Source organism: Paraburkholderia sp. PREW-6R (assembly GCF_039621805.1).
In the GTDB taxonomy this organism is placed as follows: Bacteria; Pseudomonadota; Gammaproteobacteria; order Burkholderiales; family Burkholderiaceae; genus Paraburkholderia.
Map to the genome: position 1 here is coordinate 108,857 of NZ_CP155074.1, position 14,420 is coordinate 123,276.

Genomic DNA, 14,420 nt, shown 5'->3' on the forward strand with positions numbered 1-14,420 from the left:
ATTACGGCGGCTGTCACATGTTGATCACGACGCGGCCGCGCGTGCCCGCGGCGACCGCTTCGAATGCTTCGCGCGCGCGGTCGAGCGGAAATTGCTGCGCGATGGACGGCGCCTGCAACTTGCCGCTTTCGAAGCCTTCCACCAGCGCGGTCATCAACGGCGCCGATTCCGCAACGCCGAGTTTGGCGCTGTCCACGCCGAGCAACTGGGTCTCGTTGTGATAGAAGTCGATCAGATCGAATTCGACGCGGCGCTTGCCGGTCGCACTGATTTCGAGCACGCGGCCGCGTCGCCTGACGAGGCTCAGTGCCGTTTCGAATGCCACGCCGCCCACCGTGTCGTAGACCACGTCGACCCCACTGCCGCCGGTCAGCGCGCGTACGGCGCTCGTGACGGAGTCGTCGAACGGAACATATTCGTCGCTCAGGCGGCCCGCTGGCGCATCGGCGGACAGCGGGTGGCGATCCACCGCGATCACCCGTGCGCCACGCGCTTTCGCGATCTGCACCACCGCGCCGCCGACACCGCCGCCGGCTCCAATTACCGCGATGGTTTCACCTGCCTGCAGTTGCGCGTAGTCGACCGTGCCGAGCCAGGCGACCACGAAGTTCACGCCGATCGCCGACGCTTCGGCGTGGCTCAGCGTTGTCGGCTTGCGTGAAAGGGCGGCGAGCGGAATGCTAAGGTACTCGGCGTGCGTGCCGTCACGTGTAAAGCCGATGTCGCCGCCCGTGCCCCAGACCTCCGCCCCGAGCCATTCCTGCGGGCCCTCCGCGACGACACCACTGAAGTCACGTCCCGGCACGCGCGGCAGCACGGTGTGATCGAAGTGGCCCGACACGTTTTTCACGTCGCTCGGGTTGACCGAGGCCGCCTTCACCTGGACGACGGCGTTGTGCGCATCGGCTCGCGGCGTGGGCAGATCGACGAGCTCGAGCACGTCCGGTTGGCCGAACGATTTGAACTGGATCGCTTTCATGGTGGGTGATTCCTGTCGGATGAGGGTGGCTTCGTGCAGCGAATACGGACAATCTAAGTGACCGGTGTGGACCAGTCAGGACAAGGGCTTTCGAATTTCGGACAAAAGGCGGATTGAGGATGCTGACAGCCATGATGTCGGTCGGCGTCCGCCGGGATTGTGCAGCCGTCTCAGTTCGTGCCGGGTGAAGCCGCAGCCGGCACCGCAGCCGGAGCCGGCGCTCCAGCCGAGCCCGCGTCGCTCAGCGTCCCCGCCGGATCGAAGCCGGTTGGCGGCGCGCCTAGCTCTCGCCGGAACATGTCGCTGAAGCTGCTCGGCTGGAATCCGAGCGACCGCGCGATGCTGCTGACCGTGCGCCCCTCCGCGAGCCCGGAGACGGCCACCGCCAGTTGTACCTGCCGCCGCCATTCGGCGAACCCTAGTCCCAATTCGCGCGTGAAAAGGCGTGCAAGTGTGCGCACGCTTGCGCCGACGGAAGCGGCGTGTTGCTCGAAGCTGATTGCGATCGATGGATTGTCGATCACCGCGCGGCACAGCGCGTCGAGCCGCCGGTCTGAAGCGTCGGGTAGTGGAATGCGCAACGACGAGCGCGGTGCGTGGCCCAGTTCGAGCATGGCGAGCCGGTACGCGGCTTCGAGGTACGCCGGATCGCGGGCATTCGTGCGCTCGTATTGCGCAATCGAAGTGATCAGTTCGCGCAGCAGGCCATTTACTTCGAACACGTCGCTGCGACGGCTCAGATGACCGGCATTGCGTTCGTGCAGATACAGGTTGCGCATCTCCACATCGCTCATCATGTGGATCGAGTGAAGCGTGCCGGCCGGCAGCCATACCGCGCGCTGTGGCGGCACGACCAGCGCTTCGCGGCCCACCTCCACCCACATCACGCCCGACACCGCATACAGCACCTGCGCCCATGTGTGCGAGTGCGCGTCGATGCGCAACCCGCGCGGGTAGTGACGCGCGAGCGAACGCGCGTTCGCGTCGTCGTGGAGTTCGGGTGGTCGGGCCTTGGGCACGGCGTTCGGGCGTTGTGCTTCGCAAGAGGAGCGCGGACCGGCTTGGCCCGTTTGCGAAGCATAGCGCGCTTACGTGCGATGACCCATGAACAGCAACAGCAATGACAGCGTCGCCACGGAGCCGATCGTCGAGAGCAGAATCGTGCGCGACGTGATGTGCGCCTCGCGTTCGTAGAATTCGGCGAGCATGAATGGACCGGTGCCCGTGGGCAGCGCGGCGAGCACGACTACCATTTCGACCAGCGCCGGTGCGAGGCCGAATACGCGCGCCGCCAGCCACCAGGCGAGCGCCGGCTGAACGAATAGCTTGACGGCGGTCAGCATGAGCGAGATGCCTGCCGCACCCTTGTCTTCAGAAGACGGACGCTTTTCGGCGAGGAACAGTCCAAGGCTTACCAGCGCGCATGGACTGGCCGCGCCGCCCAGCAATTTTAAAAACGTCTCTGCGCTCGACGGCAGCGTAACGTGCACGCTCGCGAGCAGCGCGCCCGCGATCGGCGACACGATCAACGGATTGCGCGCCAGCGATTTCAGCACCTTCAGACCGAGCTTGTGCGGCGCGCGCTCCGTTTGCAGGCCGATCTCGATCAACACGATCGCCACGGCGAACAGCACGCACGCGGTGAGAATGGTCGCGATGGTGGTTGGCGTGAGACTCGCCGAACCGAACGCGATCAGTCCAAGCGGGAAGCCGATATAGCCGGTGTTCGGATATGACGCCGCAATGGCGTCGACACTGGCGTCGGCGAGATGGCGGCCGCTTGCTAGCCGGACGGCGAGAATCAGCACGAAGACGCCCGCGCAGGCGATCGAAAACGTCACGACGAATGCCGGCTGATACAACTGCTGCCAGGTGGCGTGCGCCATCGTGTCGAACAGCAGGGCGGGCAGCGCCAGCCAGACCACGAAACGATTCAGTTCCGACGCCGAAGCCGGCCCGAGCACGCCCCGCCGTCGGCATACAAAGCCTGCGAGGATCAGGCCGAAGACGGGAAGCAGAATCTCAATGGTGGCTAACATCAGGCGGTAGCGGGTGCGCGGAACGGACGATCTGAGAGCGTAGCGGCTTGTGCCGATACAATCCAATACTGATTTGCATGCGCGACAATACCTTTTTTGCATCCTCAGTCTGGACGCGTCAAAACATCGTGATCGATATCAAGCCGCTACGCTATTTCGTGACGCTTGCCGAAATGCGCCATTTCGGGCGTGCGGCGGCGCGCCTGAATCTGTCGCAGCCGCCACTCAGCCGGCAGTTGGCGGCCCTCGAAGCCAGCGTCGGCGTCAGGTTGATCGAGCGTAGTCCGCGCAGCGTTACGCTGACGGCGGCGGGCGAGCGCTTTTATTCCGACGCGAAAGCGATTCTCGCGGCATTGGAGCAGGCGGTCGGCAACGCGCAGGCGGCGGCTCACGGCGACGCCGGCAAGCTCTCCATAGGTTTCACGATGTGCTCGGCGTACAACGTCGTGCCGGGATATGCGAAGGCCTTCGGCGCGGCCTATCCAGAGGTCGCATTGCATCTGCGGGAAGTGGTCTCCAACGATCTTGCCGCGCAGGTGCTCGCGGGTCACATCGACGCAGCGATCATGTTCCCGACTACGCCGGACAAAGGGATCGCCACCCGCACGATACTGCGTGAGCCTTTGTGCGTGGCGCTTTCGCGCAGTCATCCACGGGCGCGGGCGCGTCGGCTGAACATCGCGCAACTGGCGGGCGAGCCGTTCGTGCTGGCGTCGGAGGAGGTCGCGCCTACGTTGCGCGCCACCATCATCGAGCATTGCCGGTCGGGCGGCTTCGAACCGGATATCCGCTTCGAGGTGCAGTTGCAGCAGACCGTGCTGAGTCTCGTCGACGAAGGCGTGGGCGTCGCGCTGGTGCCGGCTTCGATGCGCAAGGCGCAGCTTGCCGGCGTCGTGTTCCGGCCGCTAGTCGAGGCGCCCTTGATCGAACAGGTGCTGGCGTGGTCACCGGCCAATCGCAACCCGTGTCTCGAACGGTTCCTCGAGCTTGCCTGATGAGGGCGGCAGTCAAGGCGCACGCCGCACACGTGTTGCACCGACGCGGCAAACCTCGCGGACCGAAAATCTGCGATCATCGAACGCACCCCATCTGCCCCGCGCCACTTATGCCAACGCAACCGCTGCAACCCGCGCTAAACGCTCCACCAACTCTACCCGCTCCACCCGCTCGACTCGACACCGATCGCCTTACCTTGCGGCCACACACGCGCGATGACTTTCTCGAAAGCTACGCCATGTGGTGCGATTCAGAAGTCATCCGCTTTATCGGCGGCAAGCCGTTCACGCGCGAGGAAGTCTGGGCGCGTCTGCTGCGCTATGCCGGTCACTGGACCATGCTCGGCTACGGCTACTGGGTCGTGCGTGAAAAGGAGAGCGGGCGCTTTCTCGGCGAAGTCGGTTTCGCTGACTATCACCGCGAGATCGAACCATCGTTGATGGATACGCCCGAGGTGGGATGGGCGCTGGACCCAGCCGTGCACGGCCGGGGCTACGCGACCGAGGCCGTGCGCGCGGCGCTGGATTGGGCCGACGCCAGGTGGCCCAATGGCGAGACGGTCTGTATCGTCGCGCCGGACAATCTGCCGTCATTGCGCGTGGCGCACAAGTGCGGCTATCGCGAACAGCTTCGCACCACGTACAAAGGCAAGGCGACCATCGTGCTGCGACGCCCCGCGAGCGCGCTCTGACCGGTATCCGAGCGCGTCGGCGTGGGCATCCGGCGCACGCGGCCACCTGTTCCGTCAAACGTGGCGATCAGCCTGCCGCCCGCGCGCAATCAGATCCGCAAGCTTTTCGCGCTGATGTCCTTCGGCGTCGAAATTGCCCGCGTCGAGCCAGCGCGTATAGCTCGCCCGCAGCACGGGCCATTCGCTATCGATGATCGAGTACCACGCCGTGTCGCGGTTGCGATCGTGATACACGATCGCCTGCCGGAAGACACCCTCGAACGTGAAGCCATAGCGCTGCGCGGCGGCGCGTGACGGGCCATTCAGCGAATCGCATTTCCACTCGAAGCGCCGGTAGCCGAGTTCGTCGAACACCCGTTGCATCAACAGGAACATCGCCTCGGTCGCCACACGCGTGCGCTTCAGATGCGGCGAATACGTGACGTGCCCGACTTCGATCACGCCGTTCGCGCGGTCAATCCGCATGAGCGCCAACGTGCCGACCGCCTTGCCGGTCGAAAGGTCGATCACGGCGTGGTGCATGGGATCAGCGGATGCGGCCATGCGCGCCAGATGCTCGCGATAGGCGTCGAGACTGTTGAATGGGCCCACCGCCAGGTAGGTCCAGTCGCGGGCGTCGGCAGCGGCGCTGTAAGCCTCGAACAGATCCGCAGCGTGGCGCTGCACGTCAACGGGTTCGATCCGGCAGTAGCGGCCCGTCATCGATTCGCGGCCGGGGCTCTCGACGCCCTTCCAGTCGGGCACGGGCGCGCCGATCGGCTGGTCGAACGCGTTACGTCTCGGTTCCATGCTTGCTCTCCGTTATCAATTTTGAAAAGGCTGCGTCGATGTGAACGATACGTGAAACGTGGTATGTTCAAAAGATCCACCGCAAGTTAATTCGATAGATCCAGCACGATGATCGAGATTATTGGTCCGCTGACGCATGCCCGCCATCCGGGCACGACGCGCGCGGGCGGCAAGCCCGCGCCACTGCAAAAGCAGCTGATCGAGCGCCTGCAGCAGGCGATTCTCACCGGCCGTCTGCCGGCGGGCTCGCTGCTGCCCGCGTCGCGCATGCTGGCAGCGGAGATGGGCGTGTCGCGCAACACGGTGGTCATCGCTTACGAGCATCTGGCCGCGGTCGGCTACGTGGTCGCGGACAGGAAGGGCACGCGGGTGAGTCCGCTGTCCAGCCCGGCCGCACGCGGCGAGCCGCCGGCTCAAGCGACGGTGCGTGACGTGGCCTACGCGGCGCGGGTCGGGCAATTTGGCGCCACGCGCACGCAGGGCGATAGCACGTTGCCGCTCACGCCCGGCACGCCTGCGCTGGACCGCTTCCCGCTGCCGGCCTGGCGGCGAGCGCTCGAACGCGCGATGGAGCGATCGCTGCCGCTTGCGCTCGGCTACGGCACACCGGCTGGCGAACCCGCGCTGCGCGATGCAATTGCCGCCCATCTGCGTATGGCGCGCGGCGTGCGCTGCGACGGCTCGCAAATCGTCATCACCGAAGGCGCGCAGGAAGCGCTGAACCTGTGCACGCGCCTCTTTTCGAACCCCGGCGACACGGGCTGGATCGAAGATCCGGGCTATCGCGGCGCAAAGGCGGCCTTTCATCTCGGCGACCTGAACACCGTGCCGATGCCGGTCGACGCGGAGGGCATCAAGGTTCCGGACGACGCGTGGCAAACGCAGCCGCCGAAGCTGCTCTACACGTCGCCCGCGCATCAGTATCCGACCGGTGCCGTGCTCTCCGTAGCGCGCCGGCTGGCGCTGATCGCGCAGGCGCGCAGCTGCGGGACGTGGCTGATCGAGGACGATTACGACGGCGAATTCCGCTATACGGGCGAACCCATTGCAAGCATGCAAGGGCTCGTCGAGGATGCGCCGGTCTTGTACGTCGGTTCGTTCAGCAAAACCATGTTCCCGGCGCTGCGGATCGGCTTCGTCGTGCTGCCGCGAGCCATCGCCGCGCATACCGAGGTCGCGTTGCAGGAGATCCTGCGCGGCGGCCACCGGCTGGAACAACTGGCGCTCGCGCACTTCATCGAAAGCGGCGAGTTTGGGCGGCACTTGGGACGCATGCGGCGTTTGTACCGCGAGCGTCAGCAGGCGTTGCGCGACGCGTTGACCGAACATTTTCCGGCGTCAGCCATTCTTGGCGGCGATTGCGGAATGCATCTGACGTTGCGCTTGCCCGACGCAATCGACGACAACGCGCTTGTCGCCCGCGCGCTCACCGAGGGACTCAATCCGCGTGCGCTTTCGGCGTTCGCGCTGGTGCCGCGCAGCGGCGCAAATGGCCTCGTGATCGGTTACGGCTGCACGCCCGCTGAACAGCTGGCGCCTGCCATACGCACGCTCGCCCGCCTCGCGGGCGCGTCGAGCGGGACAGCCCGCGCATAACTTTTAAATTTGTCCGAGTCACGTTGTCGCGCTATCGTGTCGTCTATGCGCAGCGATCTAAAAATTGGTTCGACTCGACGGGTTGCTGCGCAGGTCACGCCCTGTAGGACGCCGCATCGCAACATCGCTGGCGAGGCTTGAAGCGACGTGAGGTGCGCGGCTGCCTGCTGCGCGAGACGTGTCCCGGCGTGCCCTGACTTTGCTGTGGTTATCCTGACGATTGAACGACTGGAGACGACATGAAGGAAATCGAGCCAACCGCGTGGTTTGAGCTGGTAGCCCACACGCCGGTACGTGAGGGCTGGTATGAAGTGCAGTTGACGAGCGGCGACACCGCGTTTGCCCGCTTCGGCGACGGCGGCTGGACGGATAAGCCCTTGCTGGGTTTCACGCATTGGCGCGGATTGTCTGCCGATCCATCGGAAGCGGCGGAGGGGGAAGTCGAATCGATTGCCGCGGAGGCGACCGCAGCGCAGGGCGTACGCGCCGCCTGGAACGCCTTTTTCCCCAAGCTGGGCGAGGAACAGCACAAGCCGCTGGACGCTGTGCCCAACGGCAAAGCGCCACATTGACGCCGGTACGGATGGCGGCCTGTGGGCCGCCATCCCCGATGCGCAGAGCCGATTAAGGGCGGCTCGTCAGTGGACGCCTTCCGCAAATGCGCTGAGTGCTTCGCCAGCCAACCGGTAGCGCACCCATTCGCTTTGGGCGCTCGCACCGATCGACTTGTAAAAGCCGATTGCCGGTTCGTTCCAGTCGAGCACGCTCCATTCGAAGCGGCCGCATCCGGTTTCACACGCCACACGCGCGAGGTGGCGCAACATGCGTTTGCCTGCGCCGCTTCCGCGCGATTTCGGTGAGACGTACAGGTCTTCCAGATACAGTCCCTGCTTGCCGAGCCACGTCGAATAGGAAAAGAAGTACACGCAAAAGCCGACCGGCTCGCCGTGCATCTCACAGATCAGTGCTTTTGCCGTGGCGTTCGCGGAAAACAGGCTCGATTCAATATCGTGAACGGTAGCGACGACTTCATGCTCCGCTTTTTCATACACGGCGAGTTCGGTGATGAAGCGAAGAATCAAGGCGGCGTCTGCGTGATGCGCGGAACGGATGTGGATAGTCAAGGTAAGTACTCGAACAGTAGTCGTGTCGCAGGTCGACGTTTCGCTGACGCGCGGCTTCGGATCAAAGCTGCATCGTATCTTTTATCCGGCTGTTCTGACGAGTGAACGCCGTTGGTACGCGCTGGCTCAATGCGAACGTTCGACGACGGTCCGTGAGGCGTCTATCTGAAAGAAGCCGGACTTGGCATGCCGTTGAACAGCGGGCCGGCGCGGCGCGAATAGAAGAGGATCGACGCGTGCGAGACGCAAGTGCCGCTATGGTCGCGGCCGGTTCGCGTGATGAACGTGACAGCCCCGTTAGCGGCCGGCCACGCAATGGCAGGCAGGGGATGCTGCCGTTGCGTCAGCTAAGGCCTCGGGAAATGACAATAACTGGCTTTGTTGCCAGTGGTGATGGATGGCACACGATGCGGTGTGCCGGGTCGCGAGCCAGATTCGTGGCTTGCACGAACTGTGCGCGACCTGTGGCGTGCTGCGTCACAGATGAAGGAGATTCTGGAAGCGCGGCGGCACGGCGATGAGCATCGAGTAATTGGCCGGTGGGACGAAATCCGCAGTCACCACTTTGTGGGTACGCCCGGCAAACATTTCCTTGAAGTTGAAAATCCGCCGGACAAACGTGTTTCGCGACCCCACGCCGCTTTGATGCCAGCAGAATTTGTAGCCGAGGTCACGCAGAATCGATATGGATTCCGAATGACCGTCCTTGAAGTCGCTTTCATGCTGCTCAAGCACGATCAATGGCCAATGCCGCGATATCGTGCGCAGGGCGCCGCGCAGTACCTTCGGCTCGAAACCCTCGACATCCATTTTGATGAAACACGGGCCTTTCTCCTGGAAGTCGCGATCGTCGAGCCGTTCCACCTGCACGTCGATGCAGGTCACGTCCGTGGCGACCTCATTGCCGTCCGCAACGATGGATGAGGCACCCATGTTATGGGGAACCTCTGCCAGTCTGAACGTGCCTGTCCTGTCGCCCAAGCCGATGTTGAATGTCTTGATTTTCTTGCGGAAGCTCGCATTGAACTGGAGCAGATAATAAGTCGACGGGTCCGGCTCGAAGCTTTGCACTTCATTGAATTTCTGCGAGAAATACAGGCTGTGATTGCCGATGTTGGCGCCGATATCCAGCGCCAGGCCCGCACGGAAAACGTCACGCAACGGGTCGAGAAAGCTGAACAAGACGTCGAGTTCCTCCTGCTCATAGACGCCGAACACGTGGATGAAGCCGCCAATGTGCTCGTTCGCGAACACCGCCATTTTGTGGCCTCGCGTGCGCAGGTGGTTGTCCGCAAGTCCGTTAAGCCGGTGAAACGACAACCGGTCGACCACATAGCTGAATTTTCTGGCACTCACGCGCCTGGCAAGGATCTTTTCTGTTGGGAGAGGCTGAGAGGAAGCAGGCAAGGTTTGCGAATCCATATCCATCTGCGTCTCCAAATATCGATGCATGGGCGTCCGATCCGCGGCGCCAGTTTTTGCTCATCAAACCTTACTCATCAACCGCTGAAAAGCCGCCGGTAGCGGGGCGATTGACCGGGCGCTGCACGCCGCCTGCTCGTCGCGCTCTTCGTCTGAATATTAGGCCTCGATCCGAAAAATGAGCGGGCGGCGGCGCAAACTCGGGCAATACAGTCCGAAAATGTTGAATGTCAACTGCTTTTCCATGCAGATCGAATCGTCGGCAGGTCGAATACCTTATGTAGGCGTGTAAAAGAAACTGGGCCTCTTCGCGAGGCGAAGAGGCCCAGTTTATCGACGTCGGAGAGGGTCAGGCGCGAGGTCGCGCCGTAAATCGGTTAGATGTCAGGGTTGGCCGACGTGAAAGCGGTGAACGCACTGTAGGGCTGGCTGATCGGCGAACCGTTGACCATGATGCCGTACGTCTGGTTGCCGCTATCCAGCACGTAGTACATCACCGACTGAATGTTGTGCGTCTTGCGTGCCTGGTAGAACTCGCCCAACTGCTGCGAAATATAGTTCGCGCGGAAGGATTCGGACTGGTCAGGACCCGTGTTCCACTCGGTAATCATGAACGGCACGCCGTAACGGGCCTTGCAATACGTGGGCAGGTCGAAGCCGGGGCCGTTGCCGTCGGTGCCGATGTTGAAGATGTCACCGTAAGCATCGTAGTTGTGCCACGTGGTGATGTCCCAACGCAGCGTCTGATGACCCGACGTGCCATCGGGTTGCGTGCCTTCCCACAATGCGTCCGCTGCGCCGACGTCCGCTACGCAGAAGTTGATTGCGCATTTCGCCGACGGTTGAACCGACTTCACGCCGTCCATCATGCCGCGCATGGCGCCGCGCATGATCGGCCAGTTCGTGTTGTTGAAATCCATGGCCAGCGAGCCGGCGTACGAGAAGTTCATGACGGTCGCGTTCTGGCGCGTCAATTCGTTGCCGCATTCATAGATGGTCACGCCATACGGTGCCAATGCCGACGCGATCGTCTTTGCGCCTGCCATGTTGCCCAGGTAAGCCGCGACTTCATTCGCGTACAGGTTGCCGCTGCTGTCCGTCACGCCCTGGTTGATCAGAACGAGCAGCTTCAGGCCTGCAGCCTGGAATGCCTGCGCAATCTTCACCACTGCGTTAAGTTGAACCGCGTCGGCCGTGCAGCCCACCCGGTACGACGTGCAACCCAGACCCTTGACGAGCGAGACGAGCTGAGCCGGCGTGTAGGTGTAGTCGAAGTGACCGTTGACGCCGTAGAACATGCCCGCGACAGGCGCCACGGCGATACGCGGATCATTACAGGGCAGCCATTGCGCTGTGAAGTTGCGCGCGTCCACGTTCACATAAAACTGGCCGCCCGTGCCGCACAGCCACACACGGCCGCCGTACCAGAGAAGCAGCGATACGTTGTATGTGTTGCCGACCGTGGCGCCGTTGCGATAAACCACGCCATTGACCAGCGTCCACACCGCATTGGACTTGTCGATGATGTACGGCGAAGCCGGCAGCGTGGTGCCGTCAGCAGAGGTGCCACCCATGCGCGGGTCGTTGCAGGCCACCCATCCCGAACCATTCCACGAGTAGAACTGACCGCCGGAGCCGCTGCAATAGATGCCGGTGCCGTAATAGATGATCAGCGACGTGTTGTACGTATTGCCGGCCTTTGCGCCGTTGCGATACACCACGCCGTTCGAAAGCGTCCAGATAGCGCCGGTGCTGTCGATAATCGAGCTTGCCGGCGGGATGATCGTACCGCTTGCCGAAGCGGCGGCATGCGCCGTTGCATTGGTGATGGCCGAGCTGGCACTCGTGCCGCTGCCGTCAGCGCCGCCCCCGCCGCCGCAGGCGCTCAACAGATAACTTCCACCGATTGCCGCAAGGCCACTGATAAATTGACGTCGTTTTAGCATGACAAAAATTCCACTGTCGGGAACGTATTCCCGATAAAAAAACCCCAGCAATTTGTATGGAGCTTTTTGAGTATGTAAATACGCGCCAATCTGGCCGCGCGCTAATTAGTAGAGCTAATAAGTGAGCAAATCATTTTTGCTTCTTTTAGATCGGACATTGCCGGAGCAGCCGAAATAGAGGGTTGGTAACGCTGATATTTTTTAGCGGACCCATATCGGCGAATAACGGAATATTGCGTCCACGCCGTTATTCGTCATATGAATCGGCTTGCGCCGATGTCTGCCAAAAATCCCCGTGCCGCGTTTGAAGCAAACGTTTCACCGCCAGCGTTTGCATGAACTTCGGTAATGTTTGCCTTGTTCGCTGCGACTGGGGTAAATAGTACCCGAGGTGGCGGGGGAAAACAGTAAAAGCTGGTTCAATCCGCCAAAAAAGCACGATTGTTTCTTGGAAGTCTTGCGCTTCGCAAAAATTGGTATTTTCTTATGATGATCAGAGAAAAGTAATTATTCTATATATTGTGTTCTAACCCTATTTATTTAAAGTAGAAAATACCGATACATGTCAATTGAGTCGTCCTTATGAATTCTGCAAGAATTTCCAATGGAAAGACCATTCGGTTTGTAAAGGTAATAATTACGCTTTTTAGTAGGGTAAGCGCTAGTGCTGCTACACCAAACGTAGCGTGGAATTGGCATAGCACATGCTTAGGGGTCCGGCCCGTCAAAAGCAACGTGACGCTCCGCACGCAAAGATGAGGTAGCTCGCGGATCTGTGAGTTCCGATTTCACATAGCGGAGCGCTCCGAGACGCTGGCGGAAAAAAGCTAGCCGATTTCTGGCGATACCGACGGATGAGGACAACCTTACCGCTTGTGCAAGCGCCCAGATGCATGGTGCGTAACATTGAAACTGACGCCTGACGCCTGACGCCCGTGTTCGTGCGCCGGTCCAAACGGGTAGAGCCGTAGGCGGCGAAAAAGGCAACGAACCAATACGCGAATGAGGGGGCGTGAGAACTGGTGATGGTTTCAGTGGAGAAGCCGCTTTTCCTTCATGCGCCTTTTCCAATTGCGCGTCGCTTCAATCGATCGACGCTCGCCCAATCTACGAACAATACGAAAGTCGGTTGTGGCGCCGACCTTGGTGAGCTAATTGAAGCCGTGGAAAGTATTCGCTATCCGCCCTGCCGTCGAGCGTCGATTTTTTGCTCAATAACGTTCTATAAAGCATGGCGCTTTTTTGATCGTTTCTTCGGCGTCATATCGCACGAAAGCGGCATCCCGGCGATGAGACCGCGTAGCTGGCCGCAGTAACGGTCGCGGGCCGGTGGTCAATAGCGTCCGGTCGCAGTCCGGGCACTGGATGCGTCGGACGGATCTTCAGCGCCTTCGTGCGCAGCGGCGACGGCGATGGCATCGCCCGGACGGCCGGCCCGTAGCAGCAAGCCACCCAATACCCCCGCGATTGCCGCAAAAATGGCGCCGAACACAAACGCAACGTGGTAACCCCTATTGAGCGCCGCGACCGCATTGCCGGATGCGAGCATGGCCTCGCTGCGTGCAGCGGCAAGGCTCGCCAGTACAGCGAGTCCTAGCGCGCCTCCCATCATGAACGACGTATTGACGATGCCTGATGCGAGACCCGAATCGGCCGGATCGACATCGCTCATCGCCGCAAGCAGCATGGGATTGAACGCGATGCCTGCGCCGAAGCCGAGGAGCATCATGCCGGGCAACACGTCGACGATGAAGCTGCCGTTCACCGGCGCCCGCGCAAACCAGGCGAGGCCGCACGCCGCGACCAGTAATCCGACCGCCAACGGACGACGCAGCCCGAAGCGCATCACCACGCGCGCCGACAAGCCGAGCGAGAAAAACGCCATGATGAGGTTCGCCGGCAGAAATGCGAGCCCAACCTGCAGAGGCTCGTAGCCGAGCACGCGCTGTAAGTACAACGCGGATATGAAAAACCACGCGAACATTGCCGCCGCCCACAATACGCCGATCACGTTCGCGGTCGCGACATTGCGAAGACGAAAGAGCCCCAGCGGCATCAACGGATGCTGCACGCGCGCTTCGATCGTAAGGAACGCGGCCAGCAACCCGAGCGCGACGATCAGCAGGCCGAGCGTCTGCAGCGATGTCCAGCCGGCTTCGTTGCCGTTCACGACCGCATAGACCGCGAGCATCAGCGAAGCCGTCACGCATATCGCTCCGGCCACGTCGAGTCGCTCGCCATGAGCATGACCGCGCGCGGACGGAAGCAGCGCCACGCACAGCGCGTAGACGGCGATCCCGATTGGCAGATTGACGAGAAAGATCCAATGCCAGCTCAGCAGATGGGTGAGCAGGCCGCCGAGCAGCACGCCGATACTGCCGCCGGCCGCGCACACGAACCCATATACGCCCATCGCCTTCGCACGTTCACCGGGCTCGGTGAATAGATTCATGATGAGCGACAGCGACACCGCCGAGACGATCGCGCCCGCGACGCCCTGGACGGCACGCGCGGACACCAGCAACAGTTGCGAAGTGGACATGCCGCAAGCCAGTGACGCCAGCGTAAAAAACGTGATGCCGATCAGAAACAGCCGGCGATGCCCATACAGGTCGCCGAGCCGTCCGCCGAGCAGCAGGCAGCCGCCGAAAGTCAGCATGTACGCGTTGACCACCCAGACGAGCGACGTTTCGCTGAAACCCAGATCGGCCGCAATGGACGGCAACGCCACGTTCACGATCGTCGTGTCCAGCACGATCATGAGCACGCCGAGGCACAGCACAGCCAGTGCGAGCCAGCGTTGTTTGCCGTGGATCGAATGCGTCATGAACAACTCCT

Annotated in this window: 13 protein-coding genes; 5 read left to right on the top strand and 8 right to left on the bottom strand. The window is 61.9% G+C overall.

Features of this window, described 5'->3' with window-relative positions:
• Positions 1 to 13: 13 nt before the first annotated feature.
• From AAGS40_RS15795 to AAGS40_RS15805, 3 genes are all read right to left on the bottom strand, one after another.
• Positions 14 to 979, bottom strand: a complete 966-nt coding sequence (locus tag AAGS40_RS15795) for a zinc-binding alcohol dehydrogenase family protein (RefSeq protein WP_345815721.1) — start codon at positions 977 to 979, stop codon at positions 14 to 16.
• 170 nt (positions 980 to 1,149) lie between these two features.
• Positions 1,150 to 1,998, bottom strand: coding sequence for a helix-turn-helix transcriptional regulator (locus AAGS40_RS15800; protein WP_345815722.1), 849 nt, complete (start codon positions 1,996 to 1,998; stop codon positions 1,150 to 1,152).
• Positions 1,999 to 2,067: 69 nt separating this feature from the next.
• Complete coding sequence (locus tag AAGS40_RS15805) at positions 2,068 to 3,018, bottom strand: AEC family transporter (protein ID WP_345815723.1); 951 nt, start codon at positions 3,016 to 3,018, stop codon at positions 2,068 to 2,070.
• A 128-nt stretch (positions 3,019 to 3,146) separates the two neighbouring features.
• Between AAGS40_RS15805 and AAGS40_RS15810 the strand changes: the two genes are divergently transcribed.
• Both AAGS40_RS15810 and AAGS40_RS15815 read left to right on the top strand, forming a co-directional pair.
• A complete protein-coding gene (locus tag AAGS40_RS15810) occupies positions 3,147 to 4,013 on the top strand; it encodes a LysR family transcriptional regulator (protein ID WP_345815724.1) in 867 nt (288 codons plus the stop codon).
• Positions 4,014 to 4,252: 239 nt separating this feature from the next.
• A complete protein-coding gene (locus AAGS40_RS15815; protein WP_345815725.1) occupies positions 4,253 to 4,705 on the top strand; it encodes a GNAT family N-acetyltransferase in 453 nt (150 codons plus the stop codon).
• Between the two features lie 54 nt (positions 4,706 to 4,759).
• On the opposite strand, the gene AAGS40_RS15820 is transcribed toward AAGS40_RS15815, so the two are convergent.
• Positions 4,760 to 5,494: a GNAT family protein gene (locus tag AAGS40_RS15820; protein WP_345815726.1), complete on the bottom strand. Its 735-nt coding sequence runs from the start codon at positions 5,492 to 5,494 to the stop codon at positions 4,760 to 4,762.
• 108 nt (positions 5,495 to 5,602) lie between these two features.
• On the opposite strand from AAGS40_RS15820, the gene AAGS40_RS15825 reads away from it, so the two are divergent.
• On the top strand, positions 5,603 to 7,090 hold the full coding sequence (locus tag AAGS40_RS15825) for a PLP-dependent aminotransferase family protein (protein ID WP_345815727.1): 1,488 nt from the start codon (positions 5,603 to 5,605) through the stop codon (positions 7,088 to 7,090).
• A gap of 239 nt (positions 7,091 to 7,329) precedes the next feature.
• Positions 7,330 to 7,662 (top strand): hypothetical protein, encoded by a 333-nt coding sequence (locus AAGS40_RS15830; RefSeq protein WP_345815728.1) that lies wholly within the window; start codon positions 7,330 to 7,332, stop codon positions 7,660 to 7,662.
• Between the two features lie 66 nt (positions 7,663 to 7,728).
• Here the strand turns inward: AAGS40_RS15830 and AAGS40_RS15835 are convergent, their stop codons facing one another.
• The 3 genes from AAGS40_RS15835 to AAGS40_RS15845 form a co-directional block, all read right to left on the bottom strand.
• A complete protein-coding gene (locus AAGS40_RS15835; RefSeq protein ID WP_345815729.1) occupies positions 7,729 to 8,214 on the bottom strand; it encodes a GNAT family N-acetyltransferase in 486 nt (161 codons plus the stop codon).
• Positions 8,215 to 8,691: 477 nt separating this feature from the next.
• Entirely contained in the window at positions 8,692 to 9,570 is an 879-nt protein-coding gene (locus AAGS40_RS15840) for an FkbM family methyltransferase (protein ID WP_345815730.1), read from the bottom strand.
• Positions 9,571 to 10,013: 443 nt separating this feature from the next.
• A complete protein-coding gene (locus tag AAGS40_RS15845) occupies positions 10,014 to 11,582 on the bottom strand; it encodes a hypothetical protein (protein ID WP_345815731.1) in 1,569 nt (522 codons plus the stop codon).
• Between the two features lie 1,022 nt (positions 11,583 to 12,604).
• Between AAGS40_RS15845 and AAGS40_RS15850 the strand changes: the two genes are divergently transcribed.
• Positions 12,605 to 12,898 carry a hypothetical protein gene (locus tag AAGS40_RS15850; protein ID WP_345815732.1) on the top strand — a complete coding sequence of 98 codons (294 nt, stop codon included), beginning with the start codon at positions 12,605 to 12,607 and terminating at the stop codon, positions 12,896 to 12,898.
• 17 nt (positions 12,899 to 12,915) lie between these two features.
• Here the strand turns inward: AAGS40_RS15850 and AAGS40_RS15855 are convergent, their stop codons facing one another.
• Entirely contained in the window at positions 12,916 to 14,409 is a 1,494-nt protein-coding gene (locus AAGS40_RS15855; RefSeq protein ID WP_345815733.1) for a DHA2 family efflux MFS transporter permease subunit, read from the bottom strand.
• Positions 14,410 to 14,420: the final 11 nt, after the last annotated feature.

Bases quoted from the DNA above. Each gene is read 5' to 3' on its own strand.
- AAGS40_RS15795 (WP_345815721.1), bottom strand. From the start codon at position 979: ATGAAAGCGATCCAGTTCAAATCGTTCGGCCAACCGGACGTGCTCGAG.
- AAGS40_RS15805 (WP_345815723.1), bottom strand. From the start codon at position 3,018: ATGTTAGCCACCATTGAGATTCTGCTTCCCGTCTTCGGCCTGATCCTC.
- AAGS40_RS15815 (WP_345815725.1), top strand. From the start codon at position 4,253: ATGTGGTGCGATTCAGAAGTCATCCGCTTTATCGGCGGCAAGCCGTTC.
- AAGS40_RS15820 (WP_345815726.1), bottom strand. From the start codon at position 5,494: ATGGAACCGAGACGTAACGCGTTCGACCAGCCGATCGGCGCGCCCGTG.
- AAGS40_RS15825 (WP_345815727.1), top strand. From the start codon at position 5,603: ATGATCGAGATTATTGGTCCGCTGACGCATGCCCGCCATCCGGGCACG.
- AAGS40_RS15830 (WP_345815728.1), top strand. From the start codon at position 7,330: ATGAAGGAAATCGAGCCAACCGCGTGGTTTGAGCTGGTAGCCCACACG.
- AAGS40_RS15845 (WP_345815731.1), bottom strand. From the start codon at position 11,582: ATGCTAAAACGACGTCAATTTATCAGTGGCCTTGCGGCAATCGGTGGA.
- AAGS40_RS15855 (WP_345815733.1), bottom strand. From the start codon at position 14,409: ATGACGCATTCGATCCACGGCAAACAACGCTGGCTCGCACTGGCTGTG.